This is a genomic window from Thalassospira australica, from assembly GCF_044790785.1.
GTDB classification, from domain to species: domain Bacteria; phylum Pseudomonadota; class Alphaproteobacteria; order Rhodospirillales; family Thalassospiraceae; genus Thalassospira; species Thalassospira australica_A.
In genome coordinates, this window is the sequence record NZ_CP085258.1 from 3205092 (window position 1) to 3222348 (window position 17257).

General features: G+C 55.4%; 18 protein-coding genes. 10 read left to right on the forward strand and 8 right to left on the reverse strand.

Going from position 1 to position 17257, the window contains the following annotated elements; genetic code table 11:
- Window positions 1-30: 30 nt before the first annotated feature.
- Window positions 31-993: a phosphate/phosphite/phosphonate ABC transporter substrate-binding protein gene (gene phnD, locus LG297_RS15015; protein ID WP_404421622.1), complete on the reverse strand. Its 963-nt coding sequence runs from the start codon at window positions 991-993 to the stop codon at window positions 31-33.
- A gap of 225 nt (window positions 994-1218) precedes the next feature.
- The gene (locus LG297_RS15020; protein ID WP_404421624.1) at window positions 1219-1653 is read right to left on the reverse strand and encodes a DUF1178 family protein; all 435 of its coding nucleotides are present in this window, start codon (window positions 1651-1653) and stop codon (window positions 1219-1221) included.
- A 121-nt stretch (window positions 1654-1774) separates the two neighbouring features.
- Between LG297_RS15020 and LG297_RS15025 the strand changes: the two genes are divergently transcribed.
- Together LG297_RS15025 and LG297_RS15030 are read left to right on the forward strand one after the other, a co-directional pair.
- Complete coding sequence (locus tag LG297_RS15025) at window positions 1775-2323, forward strand: class I SAM-dependent methyltransferase (RefSeq protein ID WP_404421626.1); 549 nt, start codon at window positions 1775-1777, stop codon at window positions 2321-2323.
- A 106-nt stretch (window positions 2324-2429) separates the two neighbouring features.
- Window positions 2430-4343 carry a PhoX family protein gene (locus tag LG297_RS15030; RefSeq protein WP_404421628.1) on the forward strand — a complete coding sequence of 638 codons (1914 nt, stop codon included), beginning with the start codon at window positions 2430-2432 and terminating at the stop codon, window positions 4341-4343.
- A 77-nt stretch (window positions 4344-4420) separates the two neighbouring features.
- On the opposite strand, the gene LG297_RS15035 is transcribed toward LG297_RS15030, so the two are convergent.
- Window positions 4421-4960: a YHS domain-containing (seleno)protein gene (locus LG297_RS15035; protein ID WP_404421630.1), complete on the reverse strand. Its 540-nt coding sequence runs from the start codon at window positions 4958-4960 to the stop codon at window positions 4421-4423.
- A gap of 208 nt (window positions 4961-5168) precedes the next feature.
- Between LG297_RS15035 and LG297_RS15040 the strand changes: the two genes are divergently transcribed.
- Window positions 5169-5552, forward strand: a complete 384-nt coding sequence (locus tag LG297_RS15040) for a VOC family protein (protein ID WP_404421632.1) — start codon at window positions 5169-5171, stop codon at window positions 5550-5552.
- Window positions 5553-5575: 23 nt separating this feature from the next.
- Here the strand turns inward: LG297_RS15040 and LG297_RS15045 are convergent, their stop codons facing one another.
- Window positions 5576-6400, reverse strand: coding sequence for a carbon-nitrogen hydrolase family protein (locus tag LG297_RS15045; protein WP_404421634.1), 825 nt, complete (start codon window positions 6398-6400; stop codon window positions 5576-5578).
- Between the two features lie 197 nt (window positions 6401-6597).
- Here LG297_RS15045 and LG297_RS15050 point away from each other — a divergent pair, with 197 nt between their 5' ends.
- From LG297_RS15050 to LG297_RS15060, 3 genes are all read left to right on the forward strand, one after another.
- Entirely contained in the window at window positions 6598-7269 is a 672-nt protein-coding gene (locus LG297_RS15050) for a GntR family transcriptional regulator (RefSeq protein ID WP_404421636.1), read from the forward strand.
- Window positions 7270-7334: 65 nt separating this feature from the next.
- Window positions 7335-8144 carry a phytanoyl-CoA dioxygenase family protein gene (locus LG297_RS15055; RefSeq protein WP_404421638.1) on the forward strand — a complete coding sequence of 270 codons (810 nt, stop codon included), beginning with the start codon at window positions 7335-7337 and terminating at the stop codon, window positions 8142-8144.
- A 24-nt stretch (window positions 8145-8168) separates the two neighbouring features.
- Entirely contained in the window at window positions 8169-9506 is a 1338-nt protein-coding gene (locus LG297_RS15060) for an NAD(P)H-dependent oxidoreductase (protein WP_404421640.1), read from the forward strand.
- 40 nt (window positions 9507-9546) lie between these two features.
- On the opposite strand, the gene LG297_RS15065 is transcribed toward LG297_RS15060, so the two are convergent.
- The gene (locus LG297_RS15065) at window positions 9547-10449 is read right to left on the reverse strand and encodes a LysR family transcriptional regulator (protein WP_404421642.1); all 903 of its coding nucleotides are present in this window, start codon (window positions 10447-10449) and stop codon (window positions 9547-9549) included.
- Between the two features lie 284 nt (window positions 10450-10733).
- Between LG297_RS15065 and LG297_RS15070 the strand changes: the two genes are divergently transcribed.
- Together LG297_RS15070 and LG297_RS15075 are read left to right on the forward strand one after the other, a co-directional pair.
- A complete protein-coding gene (locus tag LG297_RS15070; protein ID WP_404421644.1) occupies window positions 10734-11420 on the forward strand; it encodes an Atu4866 domain-containing protein in 687 nt (228 codons plus the stop codon).
- Window positions 11417-11971, forward strand: coding sequence for a nuclear transport factor 2 family protein (locus LG297_RS15075; protein ID WP_404421646.1), 555 nt, complete (start codon window positions 11417-11419; stop codon window positions 11969-11971). Before LG297_RS15070 ends, LG297_RS15075 begins: the two co-directional genes overlap by 4 nt.
- 106 nt (window positions 11972-12077) lie before the next feature.
- Here the strand turns inward: LG297_RS15075 and grxC are convergent, their stop codons facing one another.
- From grxC to LG297_RS15090, 3 genes are all read right to left on the reverse strand, one after another.
- The gene (grxC, locus tag LG297_RS15080) at window positions 12078-12335 is read right to left on the reverse strand and encodes a glutaredoxin 3 (RefSeq protein ID WP_037991032.1); all 258 of its coding nucleotides are present in this window, start codon (window positions 12333-12335) and stop codon (window positions 12078-12080) included.
- A 126-nt stretch (window positions 12336-12461) separates the two neighbouring features.
- Window positions 12462-13310 (reverse strand): ComF family protein, encoded by an 849-nt coding sequence (locus LG297_RS15085; RefSeq protein WP_404421649.1) that lies wholly within the window; start codon window positions 13308-13310, stop codon window positions 12462-12464.
- Entirely contained in the window at window positions 13311-14207 is an 897-nt protein-coding gene (locus LG297_RS15090) for a LysR family transcriptional regulator (RefSeq protein ID WP_404421651.1), read from the reverse strand.
- A gap of 141 nt (window positions 14208-14348) precedes the next feature.
- Between LG297_RS15090 and LG297_RS15095 the strand changes: the two genes are divergently transcribed.
- Together LG297_RS15095 and LG297_RS15100 are read left to right on the forward strand one after the other, a co-directional pair.
- Window positions 14349-14966 carry a glutathione S-transferase family protein gene (locus LG297_RS15095; RefSeq protein ID WP_404421653.1) on the forward strand — a complete coding sequence of 206 codons (618 nt, stop codon included), beginning with the start codon at window positions 14349-14351 and terminating at the stop codon, window positions 14964-14966.
- Between the two features lie 94 nt (window positions 14967-15060).
- A complete protein-coding gene (locus LG297_RS15100; protein ID WP_404421655.1) occupies window positions 15061-17196 on the forward strand; it encodes a pyridoxamine 5'-phosphate oxidase family protein in 2136 nt (711 codons plus the stop codon).
- Window positions 17197-17257 lie beyond the last annotated feature (61 nt).

Here is a 17257-nt window from a genome sequence, read left to right on the forward strand (position 1 = left end):
TTACCTCACAGTCTTTTAATCAAAGCGCCATTACTGGCAGTCATAGGAAACGCCGTTGGCATCGTCGATCTTGCGGATGACGTCCCAATGTTCCTTGAAGGTGATCGGGATGAATTTGGCTTCGCCGGATTTGGAAAACTCTTCCTGAAGCGCAGAACCGTCCCAATCAAAGGTAAAGAACGCTTCCTTGATTTTTTCCTGCAATTCCGGTTTCAGGTTATAGACAAGGCCATAACCTGTGGTCGGGAAAGTCTGGGATTTATAGATTGAGCTAACCTGATCGGCCTTCACAACATCGCGCTGGATCATGCGGGCCATGACCGAGTTTGCAATGGCGGCAGCCGGATAGTCCTTGTTGGCAACACCAAGGATGGAATTGTCATGCTTGCCCGAGAAAACGGCTTCGAAATCGTTGCCCGCTTTCATGTTGAACTCGCTTGCCAGCAGGGCCGAAGGCGCCTTGAAGCCGGAGTTGGAGGTTTCGGAAGTAAAGGCCATTTTTTGCCCTTTGATGTCCTCGACCTTTTCGATCCCCGAACCCGGATAGGTGATGATTTCCATCTCATACCCGAAACTGTCGTCTGCACGCGCCATCATGGCAAAAGATTTGAAACCGGCGCATGCAACCGCAATCGGATTGGAACCGGTGTTGAAACCCGCGACATGCAAACGGCCAGCCCGCATCGCTTCAAGCTGGGCGGCATTCGACTGAACCGGGAAGAACTGCACCTTTTTGCCGGTGACTTCTTCCATATGTTTCAGGAAACCATCCCAAACCTTGGCATAAACCGCCGGGTCTTCGACCGGAGTATAGGCGAAAATAAGGGTATCGGGATCGACCTGCTGGGCCGGATCGGTTGGCGTATCCGCAGTCAGGTCGCCATCAGTGTCGGTAAAACGGGAGTCAAGTTTGAAGGCCGCATGCGCACTGGTAGATGCCAGAAGCATAAGTGTCGTCACAGCCACAGCTTTGCCAAGCCATTTGATCGCCATCGGTTTTCTCCACACGAAAAAATGCACCGCAACCATTGCTTTGCGGTTTCCCCAAATTCATTGCGTGTGGACGGTAACAATCATGCGCAAGACAATCCCGTGAAGGTTTGATGAAAAACCCCTGATGTACCGACATTTGAAAGCAAAAAAAGGCGCTATGAACCCGATATTACAGAATAGATCAACACAGTGAAAAAGATCACACCTGCGAATGAATATTCAGCGCTAGTTCTTTTTACTCTCGTCAAGCCAAGGCAACGCATGAACATCGATGCCTTCATCAATCAGTTCGGCGGTTTCTTTAAGCGATGCCTCGCCATAAATGCCACGCTTTTCGGTTTCACCGTAATGGATTTTGCGGGCTTCCTCGGCGAACCTGGTGCCAACATGCTCGCAGTTTGCCTCGACCTGTTTGCGGATTTCGGCCATTGCTGTCCGGGTTGCTTCGGCCAAGGCGACCTGGCGGGTCTTTTCGGCGGCTTCCTCTTTCTGGCGCGACGTCCGAAGACGCGGTGCCATCAACGCCTTTCCGACATTGGCTGTCCCACAAAACGGGCATGACAATTCACCGCTGGCAGCCTGGGTGTCATATGTGGCACCGTCTTTGAACCAGCCTTCAAATTCGTGATCATGTTCGCATTTAAGCTGAAAGAGGATCATGGTGTTGTTTTGTTCAAGCAAACCGTAACAATTGCAAGGTGTTTTGATATCAACGATATAGCGACACCTTGCCCAAAACGCCAGTTTCGGGCGGCTCCTTCAATAACCAAGATTTATGAAAATGTCATCATTAATGCCATCCGGTTGGATCACCCGTCATTGCCCAGCCTGCCCCGCGACCGGTGGAACTGCACTTGATCTTGCCTGTGGCAAGGGTCGTCACAGCTTCTGGCTGGCGGATCGGGGATGGCAGGTCACTGCCCTTGATCGTGATCTGTCGGATACTGAAACCGAACAAAATACCGGAATTGACTGGATCGAAGCTGATCTTGAAGCCGGCCACTGGCCGCTTGGGGACCGGCAGTTTGATCTGGTGGTCGTTGTCAATTATCTGCACCGTCCGCTGTTTGAATGTCTTCGCGATGCGATCAAACCCGGCGGCACCCTGCTTTATGAAACCTTCATGGCCGGGAACGAGGCGTTTGGTCGCCCACGAAATCCGGCCTTTCTGTTGTCGCCAGATGAATTGCCGGCCATGTTTCCCGACTGGAAAATCAACGCGTTTGAACAGGGACCGCAATACAGGGTTGATGTGGATACCCCCTTTGCCGTCAAGCAGTTCATCGCAGCCTGCAAACCAGTCGCGGAGCATGATGAAATAATTATGTAACACACTGGGATATCAACAAAAATAAACACAAATGTCACAATTCAAACTACTGGCTTCTGGCATCTTCCATAACGCTATTTTTAGCATTTGGCAGAGAGAGAAAACCATGAACGAACAATTTGAAATCGTCGAGGATCGCGACGACATTCCGTCGAACCCGACAAACAATCCCCGCATTACCGACCTGATCAATGCCCGCCTTACGCGCCGCGGCTTTTTCAAGGGCCTGATGGCAACTTCCGCTGTTGCCGGTGCCGGAATTGCAACGTCGGGAATGGCACGCGCCCAGGATGCCTCCACCCTGACCTTCAAATCTATTCCGCAAAAAATCACCGAAACCCACGCAGTAGCAGAAGGATACGACGCTGATATCCTGATCCGCTGGGGTGACAAGGTCGTGGCCGATGCACCGGCTTTCGTCCCAGGTCAGGTCGATGCAACTGCCCAGAACAAACAGTTCGGCTATAACTGCGACTATGTCGGTTATATGCCGCTTCCGGTCGGATCGGATAATTCCGAACGCGGCCTTCTGTGTGTCAGCCATGAATACACCAATGCCGAAATGATGTGGCCGGGTCTTAAGGATGCCATGGGCGCATCGCAGGCACAGGCGCTGCATGAAATTGCCGCCCACGGCCATTCCATCGTCGAAATCAAAAAGACCAATGGCAAATGGCAGGTCATTGACGGGTCAAACTATGCACGCCGCATTTCCGCCCTTGATACCGAAATGGCCATCACCGGCCCGGCAGCAGGACATAATCGCCTGAAAACCAGCACCGATCAGACCGGCACCCGCGTCATCGGCACCCTGAACAACTGTGCAGGCGGCAAAACCCCGTGGGGCACCATCCTGATCGCCGAAGAAAACTTCAACGGCTATTTCGGGGGCGATATCGCCAAAACCGCCGAAGAACGCAACTACAAGCGCCTCGGTATCTCACCGGACAGCTGGTATTCGTGGGTCAAATATTTCGACCGTTTCAACGTCGAAAAAGAACCGAACGAGCCGAACAAATTCGGCTGGATGGTCGAAATTGATCCCTACGATCCGGCATCAATGCCCAAAAAGCGCACCGCCCTTGGCCGCTTCAAGCACGAAGGCGCAACCGTTATCGTCAACAAGGATAACTCGGTTGTTGCCTATTCCGGTGACGACCAGCGTTTCGACTATCTCTATAAATTTGTTGCGGCGAACAAATACAATCCGAATGATCGTGCCGCAAACATGGACCTGCTTGACGAAGGCACGCTGTACGTTGCCCGGTTCAACGATGACGGCACCCTCGACTGGATGCCGATTATCTTTGGCGAGGGCCCGCTGACCGCCGAAAACGACTTCAACAGTCAGGCGGATGTCCTGATCGAAACCCGCCGCGCGGCCGACCTTCTGGGCGCAACCCAGATGGACCGTCCGGAAGACGTCGAACCGAACCCGGTCAACGGCAAGGTTTACGTCATGCTGACCAATAACAGCAAACGCAAGGAACCCAACGCCGCCAACCCGCGCGCAGCGAACCCGCATGGTCACGTTCTTGAACTGACCCCTCCGGGTGGCATGGGCAAGGATGCGGATCACACCGCCGACCGCTTCACCTGGGATATCATGATTGCCGCCGGCAATCCTGCCAACCCGGATGACAAGGCGGTTTACCACCCGGCAGCCGAAGCCTGGGTATCCTGCCCGGACAATATGGCAATCGACCATCGTGGTCGTTTGTGGATTTCGTCTGACGGGGCGCAGGGTTCCGACATTCCCGATGGCATGTGGGCAACCGATGTTGACGGGCCGGGTCGTGCATTGACCAAGTTCTTCTTTGCCTGCCCGGTTGGCGGGGAAATGTGCGGTCCGGAATTCACCCCGGATGGGAAAACCCTGTTCCTGGCCGTGCAGCACCCGGCAGACGGATCGACCTATGACGCGCCAAGCACCCGCTGGCCGGATTTTGCCGATGGCATTCCCCCGCGCCCGTCGGTCGTTGCCGTCACCAAACAGGACGGCGGCGAAATCGCCAGCTGATCGCGACCAAGCCCAAATATCAATGCAAAACCGGCCCCTTCATCTGGGGCCGGTTTTCATTTCACGACCACGCCACCTTACCTGACCGGCGCGGTGCCCTCATAGGTGCCGTTATTATCCGCAATCGCCATCCAGCTTTTATCGGACGCCCCCTTTGCCTCAAGTGACGTCCAGTTGCCTTCGGACTTGTCGATATTGCCATCAATATCGCTGTTCCAGAAACCAACCACCGTCGGCGTGATATTCAGATAAAGCGCCCCGTCAACAATCCGCCACAGGTTCGGGTTGGCCGGAACCTTGCCGCCCTGTGCGACGCCATAGGCACAATGCCCGTCATATTTCGGCGCATATTTTTCCGGATTGGCGGTGAACATGTCGCGATGCTCCTCGGATGCAAATGCCCATGTCGCACCATTATAATCAGCCGTAATATCGGCACGGCCCGGTACTGCACGCGGCTGTGCCCCCCCCGGTTCCGACTGCTTCAGATCGAAATAGGCCACCGGATCATACCCGCTGATCGCAAAGCCCGTTTCATCGACATATTGCTCTCCGGCCAAAGCCGCCCCCGACGCCGCAATCATCAACGAAGAAACCAGTAAAATCTGCTTGAACATCACCTTATAAAACTCCGTTTGCTGTCTCGATGACCCAAGACTGCAAAAAGCGATGCCAAAGGTAAAATGACGTTGCGACACTGTTTCGTGAAACCGCGTGACCAAGAAGTTCAGAGCCAATATTGGCCGGACACTTTCCTCTTGACCTCAACTTAACTTAAGGAATTAGACAGGATGTAATTGCAGTTAAGGAAAAAAGGAGAACACCATGAGCACCGCATTTCTGGAACATGTGAATTTCACCGTCTCTGATCCGGCCAAAACCGCTGCACAATTATGTGACTGGTTTGGCTGGCATGTGCGCTGGAACGGACCATCAAAGGATAACGGCGTCACCTATCACGTCGGCAACGAGACAAGCTATGTCGCCATCTATTCCGGCGGAGCCCCAGTAAATTCCGATGAAAATTCCTATCGCACGCTTGGCGGATTGAACCATATCGGTATCGTGGTGAACGACCTTGACGTCACTGAAAAGAAAATCCTCGCGAGCGGCTATCAAACCCACAATCACGCCGATTACGAGCCCGGTCGCCGATTCTATTTCAACGATGAAAACGGCATCGAGTTCGAGGTGGTCAGCTATAGCTGACCACCTGTGAAATGCTGCTTAAATCAGCACGGCTTGTAAGCCCGGTCATTCCGAAGCGACGGCACCATCCGTCTTATGTCTTCCACCCGGTCCAGATCGATCTCGGCGGTGATAAAACCGGGATCGGTCCCCGCATCGGCAAGAACCTCTCCCCACGGATCGACAATCAGGGAATGGCCAAATGTCTGCCGGTTGCCCGGATGATCGCCACACTGTGCTGCCGCAATCACATAACAGCCGTTTTCAATCGCGCGTGACCGCAAAAGATTGTGCCAGTGCGCCTGCCCGGTTGTGCGCGTAAAAGCCGCCGGGATCGACAGGATTTTCGCCCCCGCCTTGGCATAATCGCGGAAGAGCTGCGGGAATCGCACGTCATAGCAAATCGCAATACCGATATCCCCGATATCGGTTTTGGCAAGTCGTGCCTGATCGCCGGGGCGGAATGTTTTGCTTTCGCGGTAACTTTCCCCACCCGCCAGATCAACATCAAACATATGAATCTTGTCATAGGACGTGATCACCGCCCCGTCCGGACCAATCACAAAACACCGGTTCGCCACCCGGTCTTCGCCCGGCACCTTCACATGCAATGACCCGACAATCAGGGTCGATTTCAATTCTTCTGCCAGATCGCAGAAAAAAGCCAATGCCGGGTGATCGGCCTCGTCAAATGCCGCCGTCCGGACCTTTTCCCCGCCAAATGACATCATCGAAACATTTTCCGGAAACGCAATCAGCGTCGCCCCCGCCGCATGGGCATCACGCGCATAGGTCGCCGCACGCGCAAGGTTGTCGCTCATATTGTCACGCGCATTTACCTGGACACAGGCAGCAATGAAACGGGCCATGACATCGTCTCCTTATCGTTGTTCTGCGATGATCATGGAACGCCGTCACAGCGCCGACAATACACAATTGGGCTATCGCCCCACCAAAACAGTGTTTTCCTCTGAACCCACAACCATAGAGTCATTTTTTACAGATTTGATCTTCCATTGGTTAAGATTAGTGTATACAGTATTCTGAATGTAAAGAAGGATTGAAGATGGAACCGCTTTCCGGTCGCAAAAGCCTGACTGATGAAGTGCATGATCGTTTGGTCGATGCCTTGTGTTCCGGTGCTCTCCCTCCCGGGACGCCCTTGCGTCAGGAAGCCTTGGCCGAGGAACTCAATGTCTCGCGGCAACCGGTGTTGCAAGCTCTCGGGTTGTTGCGACGTGATGGACTGGTCGTACCGATGGGGCGGCGCGGATACCGCGTTGCCCCGGTCGATGCCAAACTGGTCGTGCACGTTTACGACTTGCGCGAGGCGTTTGACGGGCTTGCTGCCCGGCTTGCGTCCACATCCCCGGAAGACGAACGGAAATCGGCCCTGCGGGCTGCCATGGAACAGGGAAACCAGGCCTTGGGCAACAACACCACCGCAGACCTTGTTGCAGCCGACGTCGCGTTTCATCAAACGATCTATCGCCTCTCAGGCAACCCCCTGTTGCCCGAGGCATCAACCGCAATCTGGTTGCAGGTCCGGCGTGTCATGCATGCCGATCTGCAAACAGGATCCGGTCCCGACCCCGTCTGGACCGAACATCAGGCCATCGCCGACGCCATCTGCGCCGGCGATGGAGCGGCCGCACAGCAATTGGCAATTGCGCACACACGCAATGCGGCAAACCGCCTGATTACGCATATGAAGGATACCGCAAAGACTGTCACATAATCCGCCTTGGAAAGGCACAGGTCGCATAACAAAAAACAAAAACATGCGACACGGAGGTAAACGTCATGAAACTCAACGAAACCGAACTTGCCAAATTTCGCGAACAGGGCTTTGTCTTTCTGCCGGAACTTTTCTCGCGCGAAGAAGCCGCCCTTCTGCTGTCCGAAGCCCGCAAGATTTATGCGTCCGACCGCGAAGAAGTCTGGCGCGAAACATCCGGTGTTGCCCGCACGGCCTTCGCCGCCCACACTTATAATGAAGCCCACCGCCGCCTTGGCGCCCATCCCCGTCTGATCGAACCTGTTGAGCAGTTCCTCGACGAACAGGTTTACATGCACCAGTACAAGATCAACGCCAAGGCCGCCTTTGATGGCGCCGTCTGGCAATGGCATCAGGATTATGGCACATGGCAGCGTGACGACGAAATGCCCGAACCGCGCGCCTTTAACATCGCCCTGTTCCTCGAAGACGTTACCCCGGCCAACGGCCCGCTATTGTTCATCCCCAAAAGCCACAAGGCAGGCGTGCTCAAGGCCGGCCACGATCTTGAAACCACCTCCTATCCGCTTTGGACGCTTGATCGTGAAACCGTGACAAAGCTTGCTGCCGAAGGCGGCTGCGAAGCCCCGATTGGGCCTGCCGGTTCGGTTGTAATGTTCCACGGCAATCTGGTCCATGCCAGCCCGCCCAATATCAGCCCGTTTGACCGCACCATTGTCTATCTTAGCCTGTGCGCGGTTTCGAACCATATCCGGGCATTTAATCGTAAACCGTGGATCGCGCATCGCGACTTTACCCCGATTAAGCCGCTGGCCGATGATTGCCTTGACGAACTGGTCGCCAAACAGTCAACCGCCAAAAGTTCCGCGGCCTGATCGCCCGGCGACGGAGAATTTCATATGAATCTTGATGCAAAGCTGCGCAAACGTGCTGCGGATGGTAATCCCGTTCGCGTCGGCATTATCGGCGCGGGCAAATTCGGCTCGATGTTTTTAAGCCAGGCCGGACATCATCCGGGCTATCACGTTCTGGGGGTGGCCGATCTCAGTGCCGCGCGGGCCAAAGAGGCCCTTGACCGTGTTGGCTGGCCAAAGGAACGCTATCAGGCAACCGATCCGGACAATGCCCTTAAAAACGGAACCACCTGGATCACCGAGGATGCCGACGCCCTGATAGAAGCCAACGGCCTCGAAGTCATCATCGATGCCACCGGCAGCCCCGCAGCCGGTATCCGTTATGGCCTGAAGGCTATCGAACAGGGTCGCCACCTTGTCATGGTCAATGTCGAGGCCGACGTTCTTGCCGGGCCATTATTGGCCCGCAAGGCCGAACAGGCAGGTCTTGTTTATTCCATGGCCTATGGGGATCAGCCGGCCCTGATTTCGGAAATGGTCGATTGGGCACGTGCGGTCGGCCTTGATGTCATCTGTGCGGGCAAGGGCACCAAATATCTGCCCGCCTATCACCATGTCACGCCTGATGATGTCTGGACCCATTATGGCCTGACACCGCAACAGGCCAAGGCAGGCGGCATGAACCCGCAGATTTTCAACAGCTTCCTTGACGGCACCAAATCCGCCATCGAAATGGCCGCTGTTGCCAATGCCTGTGATCTGGTGCCACAGGATGTAGGCCTTCGTTTCCCGGCCTGCGGGGTCGATGATCTGCCGCGTTTGCTCTCGCCAAAGGAAACCGGCGGATTGCTGGATCGCAAAGGCACGGTCGAGGTGGTTTCAAGCCTTGAACGCGACACCCGACCGGTCTTTCGCGATCTGCGCTGGGGTGTTTATGTTACCTTCGAAGCCCCCAGCGACTATGTCAAACGCTGCTTCTCGGAATATGGTCTTCTGACCGACCCGACCGGGCAATATTCCGCAATGTATAAACCCTATCACCTGATCGGTCTGGAACTGGGTATTTCCGTCGCCTCTGCCGCCCTGCGTCACGAGGCTACCGGCGCGCCGCGCGCATGGTCTGGCGATGCGGTTGCCTTTGCCAAACGCGACCTTCGCATCGGTGAAAAGCTTGACGGCGAAGGCGGTTACACGGTCTATGGCAAACTGATGCCCGCCCGCATGTCAAAAGCCAACAACGCCCTTCCCATAGGCCTCGCCCACCACCTGACACTCAAAAACAAAATCGCCGCCGATCAGGTCGTGACATGGGACGATGTCGATTTTGACCTCAGCGATCCCGCCATCCGGTTCCGCAAGGAAATGGAAGATACCTTTGGCTGATCGGCGATGCCCGTTTTCGGCAGCGGGTGTACCATGATGTTTAAAGTGGCGGCACCCGCATCCGGAACTTGCGAACATGCTCGATCAATGCGCGAAGCTTTGGCGTAACTGACCTGCGCCCCGGAAAGTAAAGATAAAACCCAGCAAAGGGCGCGAGCCAATCATCAAGAACAGTTACAAGTTCACCGCGCCGGATATAGGGCGCAAAGGTTTCCTCGATCCCGAATGTGATACCGCCATCCGCAAGGGCAGTGCGAATCATTAAAAGCATGTCATTTGTCGTAACCTGCGGCTCCACCGCCACATCGAACTCCTGCCCGTCACGTTCGAATTCCCATCGATAGGGCGCGGTTTCAGGTGATGGGCGCCAACCGATACAGCGGTGCCCTGCCAAGTCGCGCGGATGCTGCGGAATGCCATGCCGTTCAAGATAACCCGGCGTTGCTACTGCGACCTGCCGCTGCTCCCCGGTAAGCGGTACCGCGACCATATCCTGCTCAATCACCTCGCCAAGGCGCACACCCGCATCGAAACCCGCGGCAACAATATCGAACTCCTCGTCCGTTACTGTCACATCAAGCGTAATTCCCGGATAGGCAATGGCAAATTCGGCAACAAGTGGCCCTGACAGAAACCGCTCGGCAATAGATGTAACCGCAACCCGCAAAAGCCCGTGCGGCATTCCTGATGCATTCCGTGCGGTTTCCAGCGCCGCTCCAATTTCCAGAAGCGGCGAATGAACCGTTTCCAGAAACCGCTCACCCTCTTCGGTAAGTCGCACGCTACGCGTCGTTCGCTGAAACAGCGGTTGCCCGATGGTTTCTTCAAGCCGCCGGATCCCCTGACTGACAGCAGAACGTGTTACGCCCAGCCTGTCGGCTGCCGCACGAAAATTTCCGGTATCCGCAACCGCGGCAAACATCGTCAGAAGATTAAGGTCCATACTGATTGGTAAATGATACTAACCAGTTTGTCGAGTAATTGGCGGATTATTCTGAACAAAGATAGTGAGTACCGTTAGCGGGCAAAAGACGTGGTGGCACTTGATCGCAGTCCACCCGCAGCACCAATCGAAAAAAGCAGGAGCTCACTATGAACCCCCGCGTACTCGTTTTCTCACTTTTATGTTCCGTCATCAGTACCGCGGCCTTCGGTCAATCTGAAACGGCACAATCCTGCCCGGCAGACGGGCAAAACGGCCCTTCAATACTCCATGAAACATGGATTTTGGATGGTTGGGAACGTGCCCCGGGTGATCCGGCTTTTGTCTTTGCCGAAAAACTCGCCCGTTATTACGACCTCGAAGGTCCCGGCGTTTTTTATGACGACCTTGCGCCGGACGGCAAGACCGCCCGACGTGCAATCGACTACGGCGCAATGTGGGAAGGGCCATTTAACAACATGCGCTCGGCCCGCCACGCAATATCGGACGGCCCGGATGCCATCATTGGCAACAGCGTTGCTTCAACGACACTTGAATTTGTCGCCCGGCTCGAAGCACAGGATGGCACGATCACCGCGATCCGGGATCGTTCCCAACTCGGCTGGCAATGCGATGGCAATCGCTGGGTCATCCGTCATGAGCATAACTCGGCCCGGATCGTCACCGAGGCTGAAATTGCCCCCTATTTTCAACAGACAGAGGAACAATCTGGCATGAGCGAAATACAGCCCTCACCCTATGTCGGCATGTGGGTTACCTCGGACAATCATGTCCGGCAGGAACTGAAGCCTGACGGGCGGTACGCAGAAGCACGTGGCAACCGCGAAAATGCTTATACCGGTCGTTACGAGATAGACGGCAACCGTATCGAATACTGGGATGATTCCGGCTTCACAGCCGACGGCGAATTTATCGATGGCATTCTACATCACGGCGGCATGATCATGCGCCGACAGGAGGACAACCAATGAAACCTAAATCCGTTTTGACCCGATATATACCGTCCCCGGTCCGGATTGGTACTGGCATTTTCATGATCGTTTTACCGATCCTTTTCACCAGTCCGGCATCGGCATCGCAAACAGCAACACCAAACGCAGCCACCCTTGAACAGCAGGCAAACAACCGGGATATTGTTCGCCGTGCCTTCGACGCATGGGTGGCAGGTGAAAGCGTGTTCGGGCAAATTCTTGCCGATGATGTTGTCTGGACGATCCACGGCTCCGACCCTGTTGCTGGCACTTACACCAACCGCCAGGATTTTGTGGAACAAGCCGCAACGCCACTTGTCAGTCGACTTGTTACACCGATCAAGCCTGTTGTGCATGCGATCTGGGCTGACAACGATATGGTGATTATACGCTTCGACGGTAGCGCCACCACCACCACCGGAACGTCCTATGAGAACCAATTTGTTTGGATCTTCAAAATGCAGGACGGTCTGGTTATCGAGGCCGAGGCTTTTCTTGATCTCGCAGCCTATCGCGAGGTCGTCGACAACAATCCGGTGAAAACCGAATAAAACTGCCCAAAGTAGTTCAGGGCCGCAAAACGCTTGAAACGGCACCCGATATCAAAAAATAAACGGGTGGCAACGATTGCTGTCACCCGTTTTGGAAATCCCGAACTTATGCCGACAGCTTGCTGTCCAGACCGCCCTTGGCATTCAGCGCCATCAGTTCGTCGCAGCCGCCGATATGTTCGTCATTGATGAAAATCTGCGGCACGGTATGTTTGCCATTGGCGCGATCCATCATTTCCTTTTTGCGACGCGGTTCCATCATCACGTCGATCAATTCGTACTTGGCACCCTTTTCTTCCAGAAGCTTGCGGGCACGCTTGCAATAGGGGCACCATTCGGTGGCATAAACTTCGACTTTTGCCATCTGGTCATGTTCCTTTTTTATCGGGTCGCAACCGGCGCAATGGCACGTATTTTCACAGCCTTGCACCAGAATATGACCGGTCATCCGTCCTGTATGGCCGTTCTATAACAGATATTTTGCAACCCGTCATCGCACCACCCGTGCAACCGTGATCAGGCGCACTTGCATGGCTCCGGCGCGCTTTAAAATCCGCGCGCACGCATTGGCCGTCGCCCCGGTCGTCAGTACATCGTCAATCAAAACCACCCGCGCACCGGCAAGCCCGATCCGCTGTGCGATCCTGTCATCCACGCCGAACGCACCGCCAACCTCGCGCTTACGCGACGATGCTCCCAACCCGCCCAGACTGCGCGTTTTTCGCAACCGTCGAAGCACCGTGCCATGCCACGCAATACCGGTCTGCCGCGACAGGCTATCCGCCAGCAACCCCGACTGGTTATAACGCCGCATCAAAAGCCGGGACCGATGCAGCGGTACGGGAACAATAATATCCGTATCGCCCCAGAAATCACGCCCGGCCTGCAACAGCCAGCGACTTAAAAGCGGTGTCAGATCGGTGCGATCCCCGTGCTTGAACCGCAAAAGATAATCGCGGCTGCCATCGTCATAAACCAGTGCCGCCCTTGCGGCATCAAATGCCGGATTTTTGCGAAGGCATTCACCGCACAGCGTGCCATCGCCCACGTCATCATCATTGGCAAGTTCGAACGGATACCCGCAACACGCACAAAGCGGATCGGCAATAAACCGAAGCCGGGTCCAGCAATCGGCACAAACTGCATGCACCGTATCGGTAATAGTCCCGCATCCGCCACAACGCGGCGGCAAAACGGTGCGCAAACCGATCTGCATGACATTGCCGACAATACGGCCAATCCGTGCCGGTAAAATCCCCAAGCCCTGTCCTCTGCCTGACGTCATATCCCCGATAACGCGACGCCCGATCCTATCACGCGCGATGATTGAAAAGTCCATCTAATTGATGCGTTTATCCGCCCGAAGATGCTCCACCGCCAGATCGATAAAGGCCCGGACCTTGGCCGGGGCATGACGGCCCTCGGGATGGACGATATGAATGGGGATCGCTTCAGGCTCATACTCACGCAGAACCACCTCAAGCGACCTGTCCTCGATAAAGGGTGCCGCCTGATAGGACAGCATTCGAACCAGTCCCCATCCGTCAATCGCCGCATTACGCGCGGCTTCAATCGAATTGGTTTGCAGTCGCGCATTTACCGAAAGACGGACGTTCTGATCACCGCCAAACTGCCAGTCCAGTGGTGCCGATGATCCGGTTGATGCAATAACCCTGTGCATCCCGATATCTGCGGGTACCTGCGGCCTGCCATGGCGATCAAAATAGTCGGGGGATCCGCAAATGATACGCCTTACCGTCCCGACCTTGATCGCGCTCATGGATGTATCGGCCATATGCCCGATCCGAATGGCAAGATCGATGCCTTCCTCGACAATATTGACGATGCGATCAAACAACAGGACCCGACCGCGCATCTCTGGATACAGATCAAGAAACTCGGTCATTACCGGAAACACATACATCTGCCCGAACAGTACCGGGGCCGTGATGGTCAATGTGCCACTGGGTCGGGCATAGGCACCGCCTGCGGCGGCTTCGGCTTCTTCCAGGTCGCCAAGCAACCGTTTGCAATCGTCATAGTATTGTGCCCCGGGTTCTGTCAGGGTCACCGACCTTGTTGTCCGGGTCAGAAGCCGTGCGCCGGTGATATCCTCAAGGAAGGCCACCGCACGTGTAACCGCAGGCGGGCTTGATCCCAATTCCCGTGCCGCAGCGGCAAAGCCTTGCGCTTCGACAACGCGCACAAAAATCCTCATCGCCTGAAATCGGTCCATGGTGTTTTTCCCGCTCCACCAACACATAATTCCACTTTATGGAATAATGAATTCCCCGAAAACCATATTCCACAATTCGACAGAAACAATCACAGTAGGTGGCATCTCATCAACCTCGTATTCGACGAAGGAATTGGAACAATGAAGCTGCATTATTTCCCTCTTTCGGGCCATGCCCATCGCGCCCATCTGTTTCTAAGCCTTTTGGGCGTTGACCATGATGTCATCACGGTCGATCTGCCCAATGGCGCGCATAAATCGCCTGAATTCCTCAAACTGAATCCGTTTGGTCAGGTACCGGTTCTCGAAGACGGCGACGTCGTGATTGCCGATTCCATCGCCATCATGACTTATATTGCCAAGAAACGCGGCGCGACCGACTGGCTGCCCGAAGATGCCGAAAGTGCCGCCAAGGTTCAGAAATGGCTTTCGGTCGCGGCGGGGCAAATTGCCTATGGCGTCTGTGCTGCCCGTCTGCTCACGGTGTTTAACGTACCGTTCAATGCCGACGAAGTCATTGCACGCGCCCATGCCATTCTGACCCAGATTGACGACGCGCTTTCGGGCAAGGACTGGATCGAGCTGGGCCGGCCAACCATCGCCGATGTCGCGCTTTACAGCTATATCGCCAATGCGCCCGAAGGCAATGTTGACCTTGCTGCCTATGGCAATGTGCGCGCCTGGCTGAAACGGGTCGAAGCACTGCCCGGTTTCGTGCCGTTTGAACAGACTGTCGCTGGCCTGCGCAAGTCGGTCTGACAGGTCGGCCGGTCTTTCGCCTTGTCCAGACTCCCCTATCACCCCGCCCGACCGGCCCTTCCCCGACTTCCCTTGTGTCGCAAAGGAAACTGCCATGAACACGCGCACTGCATCCCCTGTTTCATCTGCTCCGGTGCAATTCACCCCGTCCGGCACGGACACCGGCAGTCCGTGGCACGAAGGTGAAATTCACATGCAGAAACTGGTCGGGGTCGATGCCCGCATGGCCGAGGTCGGCAAACGTGTCCTGCGCGACCACCTGATCGACCAGCATCGCCAGTTTTACCCCCAACTGCCCTTTGCCGTATTTGGTGCAGTTGATAACAACGGCGATGTTTGGGCAACCCTTCGCGCCAATCACCCCGGCTTCCTGCATGCCCCCGATCCCTATCAGCTTGCCGTCGACATCCCGCGCGATCCGACGGACCCGGCCGATGCCGGGATGGATGATGGCAAGGCGATTGGCATGATCGGGATCGAACTGCACACAAGACGCCGCAACCGCCTGAATGGCACCATCGCGCGCTCATCTGATGATGGTTTCGCGATACGGGTCGGGCATAGCTATGGCAACTGTCCACAATATATTCATCTGCGCGATTTCGAATTCACCCGAGATCCACTGGTCCCGGTTTCGCCAGAAATCAAATTATATGAGGATTTGGAAAACGGACTGGATGATCAGGCGCGCGCAATGATTGCCGCTGCCGATACTTTCTTTGTCGCGACCTTCGTTGATAGGCCAGGTGAGAGCCGCGAGGTCGATGTTTCGCATCGTGGCGGCAAGCCCGGATTTGTCCGTATTGATGACGATGGCAGCCTGACCATTCCCGATTTTGCCGGAAACCTGTTTTTCAATACGCTGGGAAATATCCTCGTCAATCCCAAGGCAGGCCTTGTTTTTACCGATTTTGCCACGGGCGATATCCTGCAAATCACGGGCGATGCCGACGTCATCATCGACGGGCCGGAAATTGCGGCCTTTCAGGGGGCGGAACGTTTATGGCGGGTTTTCCCGCGCAGGATCGTCTTGCGCAAAGCCACCCTTCCGATCCGCTGGCGCGATCAAACCGATGGTGCATCGCCCAACAGCCTTCTGACCGGCGACTGGGAAACGGCGGAGCGCAAGATCGCGTCGATGAAAAACGCGATTATTTGGAAAAATTTCAAAATCGCGCGGATTGTGAAAGAAAACAGAATAATCAAATCTTTCCATCTCGAACCGCTCGACGGGACTGGAACCGTGCCTTACAAGGCCGGACAGCATCTGCCGATCCGGGTTACTGTGCCCGGCCATGACAAACCGCTGATCCGCACCTACACGCTTTCAAGCGGCCCATCGGATAATCGCTATCGCATCAGTGTGAAGCGCGAAGGCGCGGTTTCAAGCCACTTGCACGACCATCTTGCCGAGGGCGATGTGATCGAGGCCCGTGCGCCTGCAGGCGATTTTTCGATTGATGCCCATGTCAAGCGCCCGGCAGTTCTGATCGCGGGTGGCATAGGCATTACACCAATGATTTCGATGTTGCGCCATATCGTCTATGAGGGACTTCGCACCCGCGGTTTCCGGCCCACATGGCTGTTTTATGCCGCACGCACCCTTGAAGACCGGGCGTTTGATGACGAGCTGGTCGAACTGGTCAAAGCAGCCCAAGGCAGCATTCGCCTTGTCCGCGTGCTTGCCGATCCGACCGACGCCGAACCGCGCAAGGATTACGAGGCATCCGGGCATATCGATATGAATTTGCTGCGTTCCCTGCTGCCGTTTGACGATTTCGATTTTTATCTGTGCGGCCCGCCACCTTTCATGCAGGCGATATATGACGGTCTGCGCGGGCTTAACATCACCGATACCCGCATCCATGCCGAGGCATTCGGCCCCGCATCCCTGCAACGAAGCCACGACAGCCAGCCCGATCTGCCGGAACTGGCACCGGCAAGCAGCAAGGACACAAAAGTTGATTTTTCAAGCTCGGGCCAAAGCACAATCTGGAAGCCGGGTGATGGCAAAACCTTGCTGGAACTGGCCGAAGATGCCGGATTGGCACCAGAGGCAAGCTGCCGGGGTGGGAATTGCGGCACCTGCCGGACCAAAATCCTGCGAGGAAACGTGACCTATAAAACCCGGCCATCGGCCAAAACCGCCCCCAACGAGGCATTGATCTGCTGTGCCGTGCCTGCGGCTGCGGACGATGCCAGCGATGATCGGCTTGTTCTGGCGCTTTGATCCGGTCTTGGATTGCATGGGCGGGCGCGACGTTCTATCTAGGTCGTAACTTTTAAAACGA

What these genes read in the sequence shown, in the direction of transcription:
- LG297_RS15100 (WP_404421655.1), top strand. Translation starts at nt 15,061, where the DNA reads ATGAACACGCGCACTGCATCCCCTGTTTCATCTGCTCCGGTGCAATTC.
- LG297_RS15045 (WP_404421634.1), bottom strand. Translation starts at nt 6,400, where the DNA reads ATGGCCCGTTTCATTGCTGCCTGTGTCCAGGTAAATGCGCGTGACAAT.
- LG297_RS15090 (WP_404421651.1), bottom strand. Translation starts at nt 14,207, where the DNA reads ATGGACCGATTTCAGGCGATGAGGATTTTTGTGCGCGTTGTCGAAGCG.
- LG297_RS15030 (WP_404421628.1), top strand. Translation starts at nt 2,430, where the DNA reads ATGAACGAACAATTTGAAATCGTCGAGGATCGCGACGACATTCCGTCG.
- LG297_RS15050 (WP_404421636.1), top strand. Translation starts at nt 6,598, where the DNA reads ATGGAACCGCTTTCCGGTCGCAAAAGCCTGACTGATGAAGTGCATGAT.
- LG297_RS15055 (WP_404421638.1), top strand. Translation starts at nt 7,335, where the DNA reads ATGAAACTCAACGAAACCGAACTTGCCAAATTTCGCGAACAGGGCTTT.
- LG297_RS15065 (WP_404421642.1), bottom strand. Translation starts at nt 10,449, where the DNA reads ATGGACCTTAATCTTCTGACGATGTTTGCCGCGGTTGCGGATACCGGA.
- LG297_RS15035 (WP_404421630.1), bottom strand. Translation starts at nt 4,960, where the DNA reads ATGTTCAAGCAGATTTTACTGGTTTCTTCGTTGATGATTGCGGCGTCG.
- LG297_RS15060 (WP_404421640.1), top strand. Translation starts at nt 8,169, where the DNA reads ATGAATCTTGATGCAAAGCTGCGCAAACGTGCTGCGGATGGTAATCCC.
- LG297_RS15020 (WP_404421624.1), bottom strand. Translation starts at nt 1,653, where the DNA reads ATGATCCTCTTTCAGCTTAAATGCGAACATGATCACGAATTTGAAGGC.
- LG297_RS15095 (WP_404421653.1), top strand. Translation starts at nt 14,349, where the DNA reads ATGAAGCTGCATTATTTCCCTCTTTCGGGCCATGCCCATCGCGCCCAT.
- LG297_RS15040 (WP_404421632.1), top strand. Translation starts at nt 5,169, where the DNA reads ATGAGCACCGCATTTCTGGAACATGTGAATTTCACCGTCTCTGATCCG.
- LG297_RS15075 (WP_404421646.1), top strand. Translation starts at nt 11,417, where the DNA reads ATGAAACCTAAATCCGTTTTGACCCGATATATACCGTCCCCGGTCCGG.
- grxC (WP_037991032.1), bottom strand. Translation starts at nt 12,335, where the DNA reads ATGGCAAAAGTCGAAGTTTATGCCACCGAATGGTGCCCCTATTGCAAG.
- LG297_RS15085 (WP_404421649.1), bottom strand. Translation starts at nt 13,310, where the DNA reads ATGGACTTTTCAATCATCGCGCGTGATAGGATCGGGCGTCGCGTTATC.
- LG297_RS15025 (WP_404421626.1), top strand. Translation starts at nt 1,775, where the DNA reads ATGTCATCATTAATGCCATCCGGTTGGATCACCCGTCATTGCCCAGCC.
- phnD (WP_404421622.1), bottom strand. Translation starts at nt 993, where the DNA reads ATGGCGATCAAATGGCTTGGCAAAGCTGTGGCTGTGACGACACTTATG.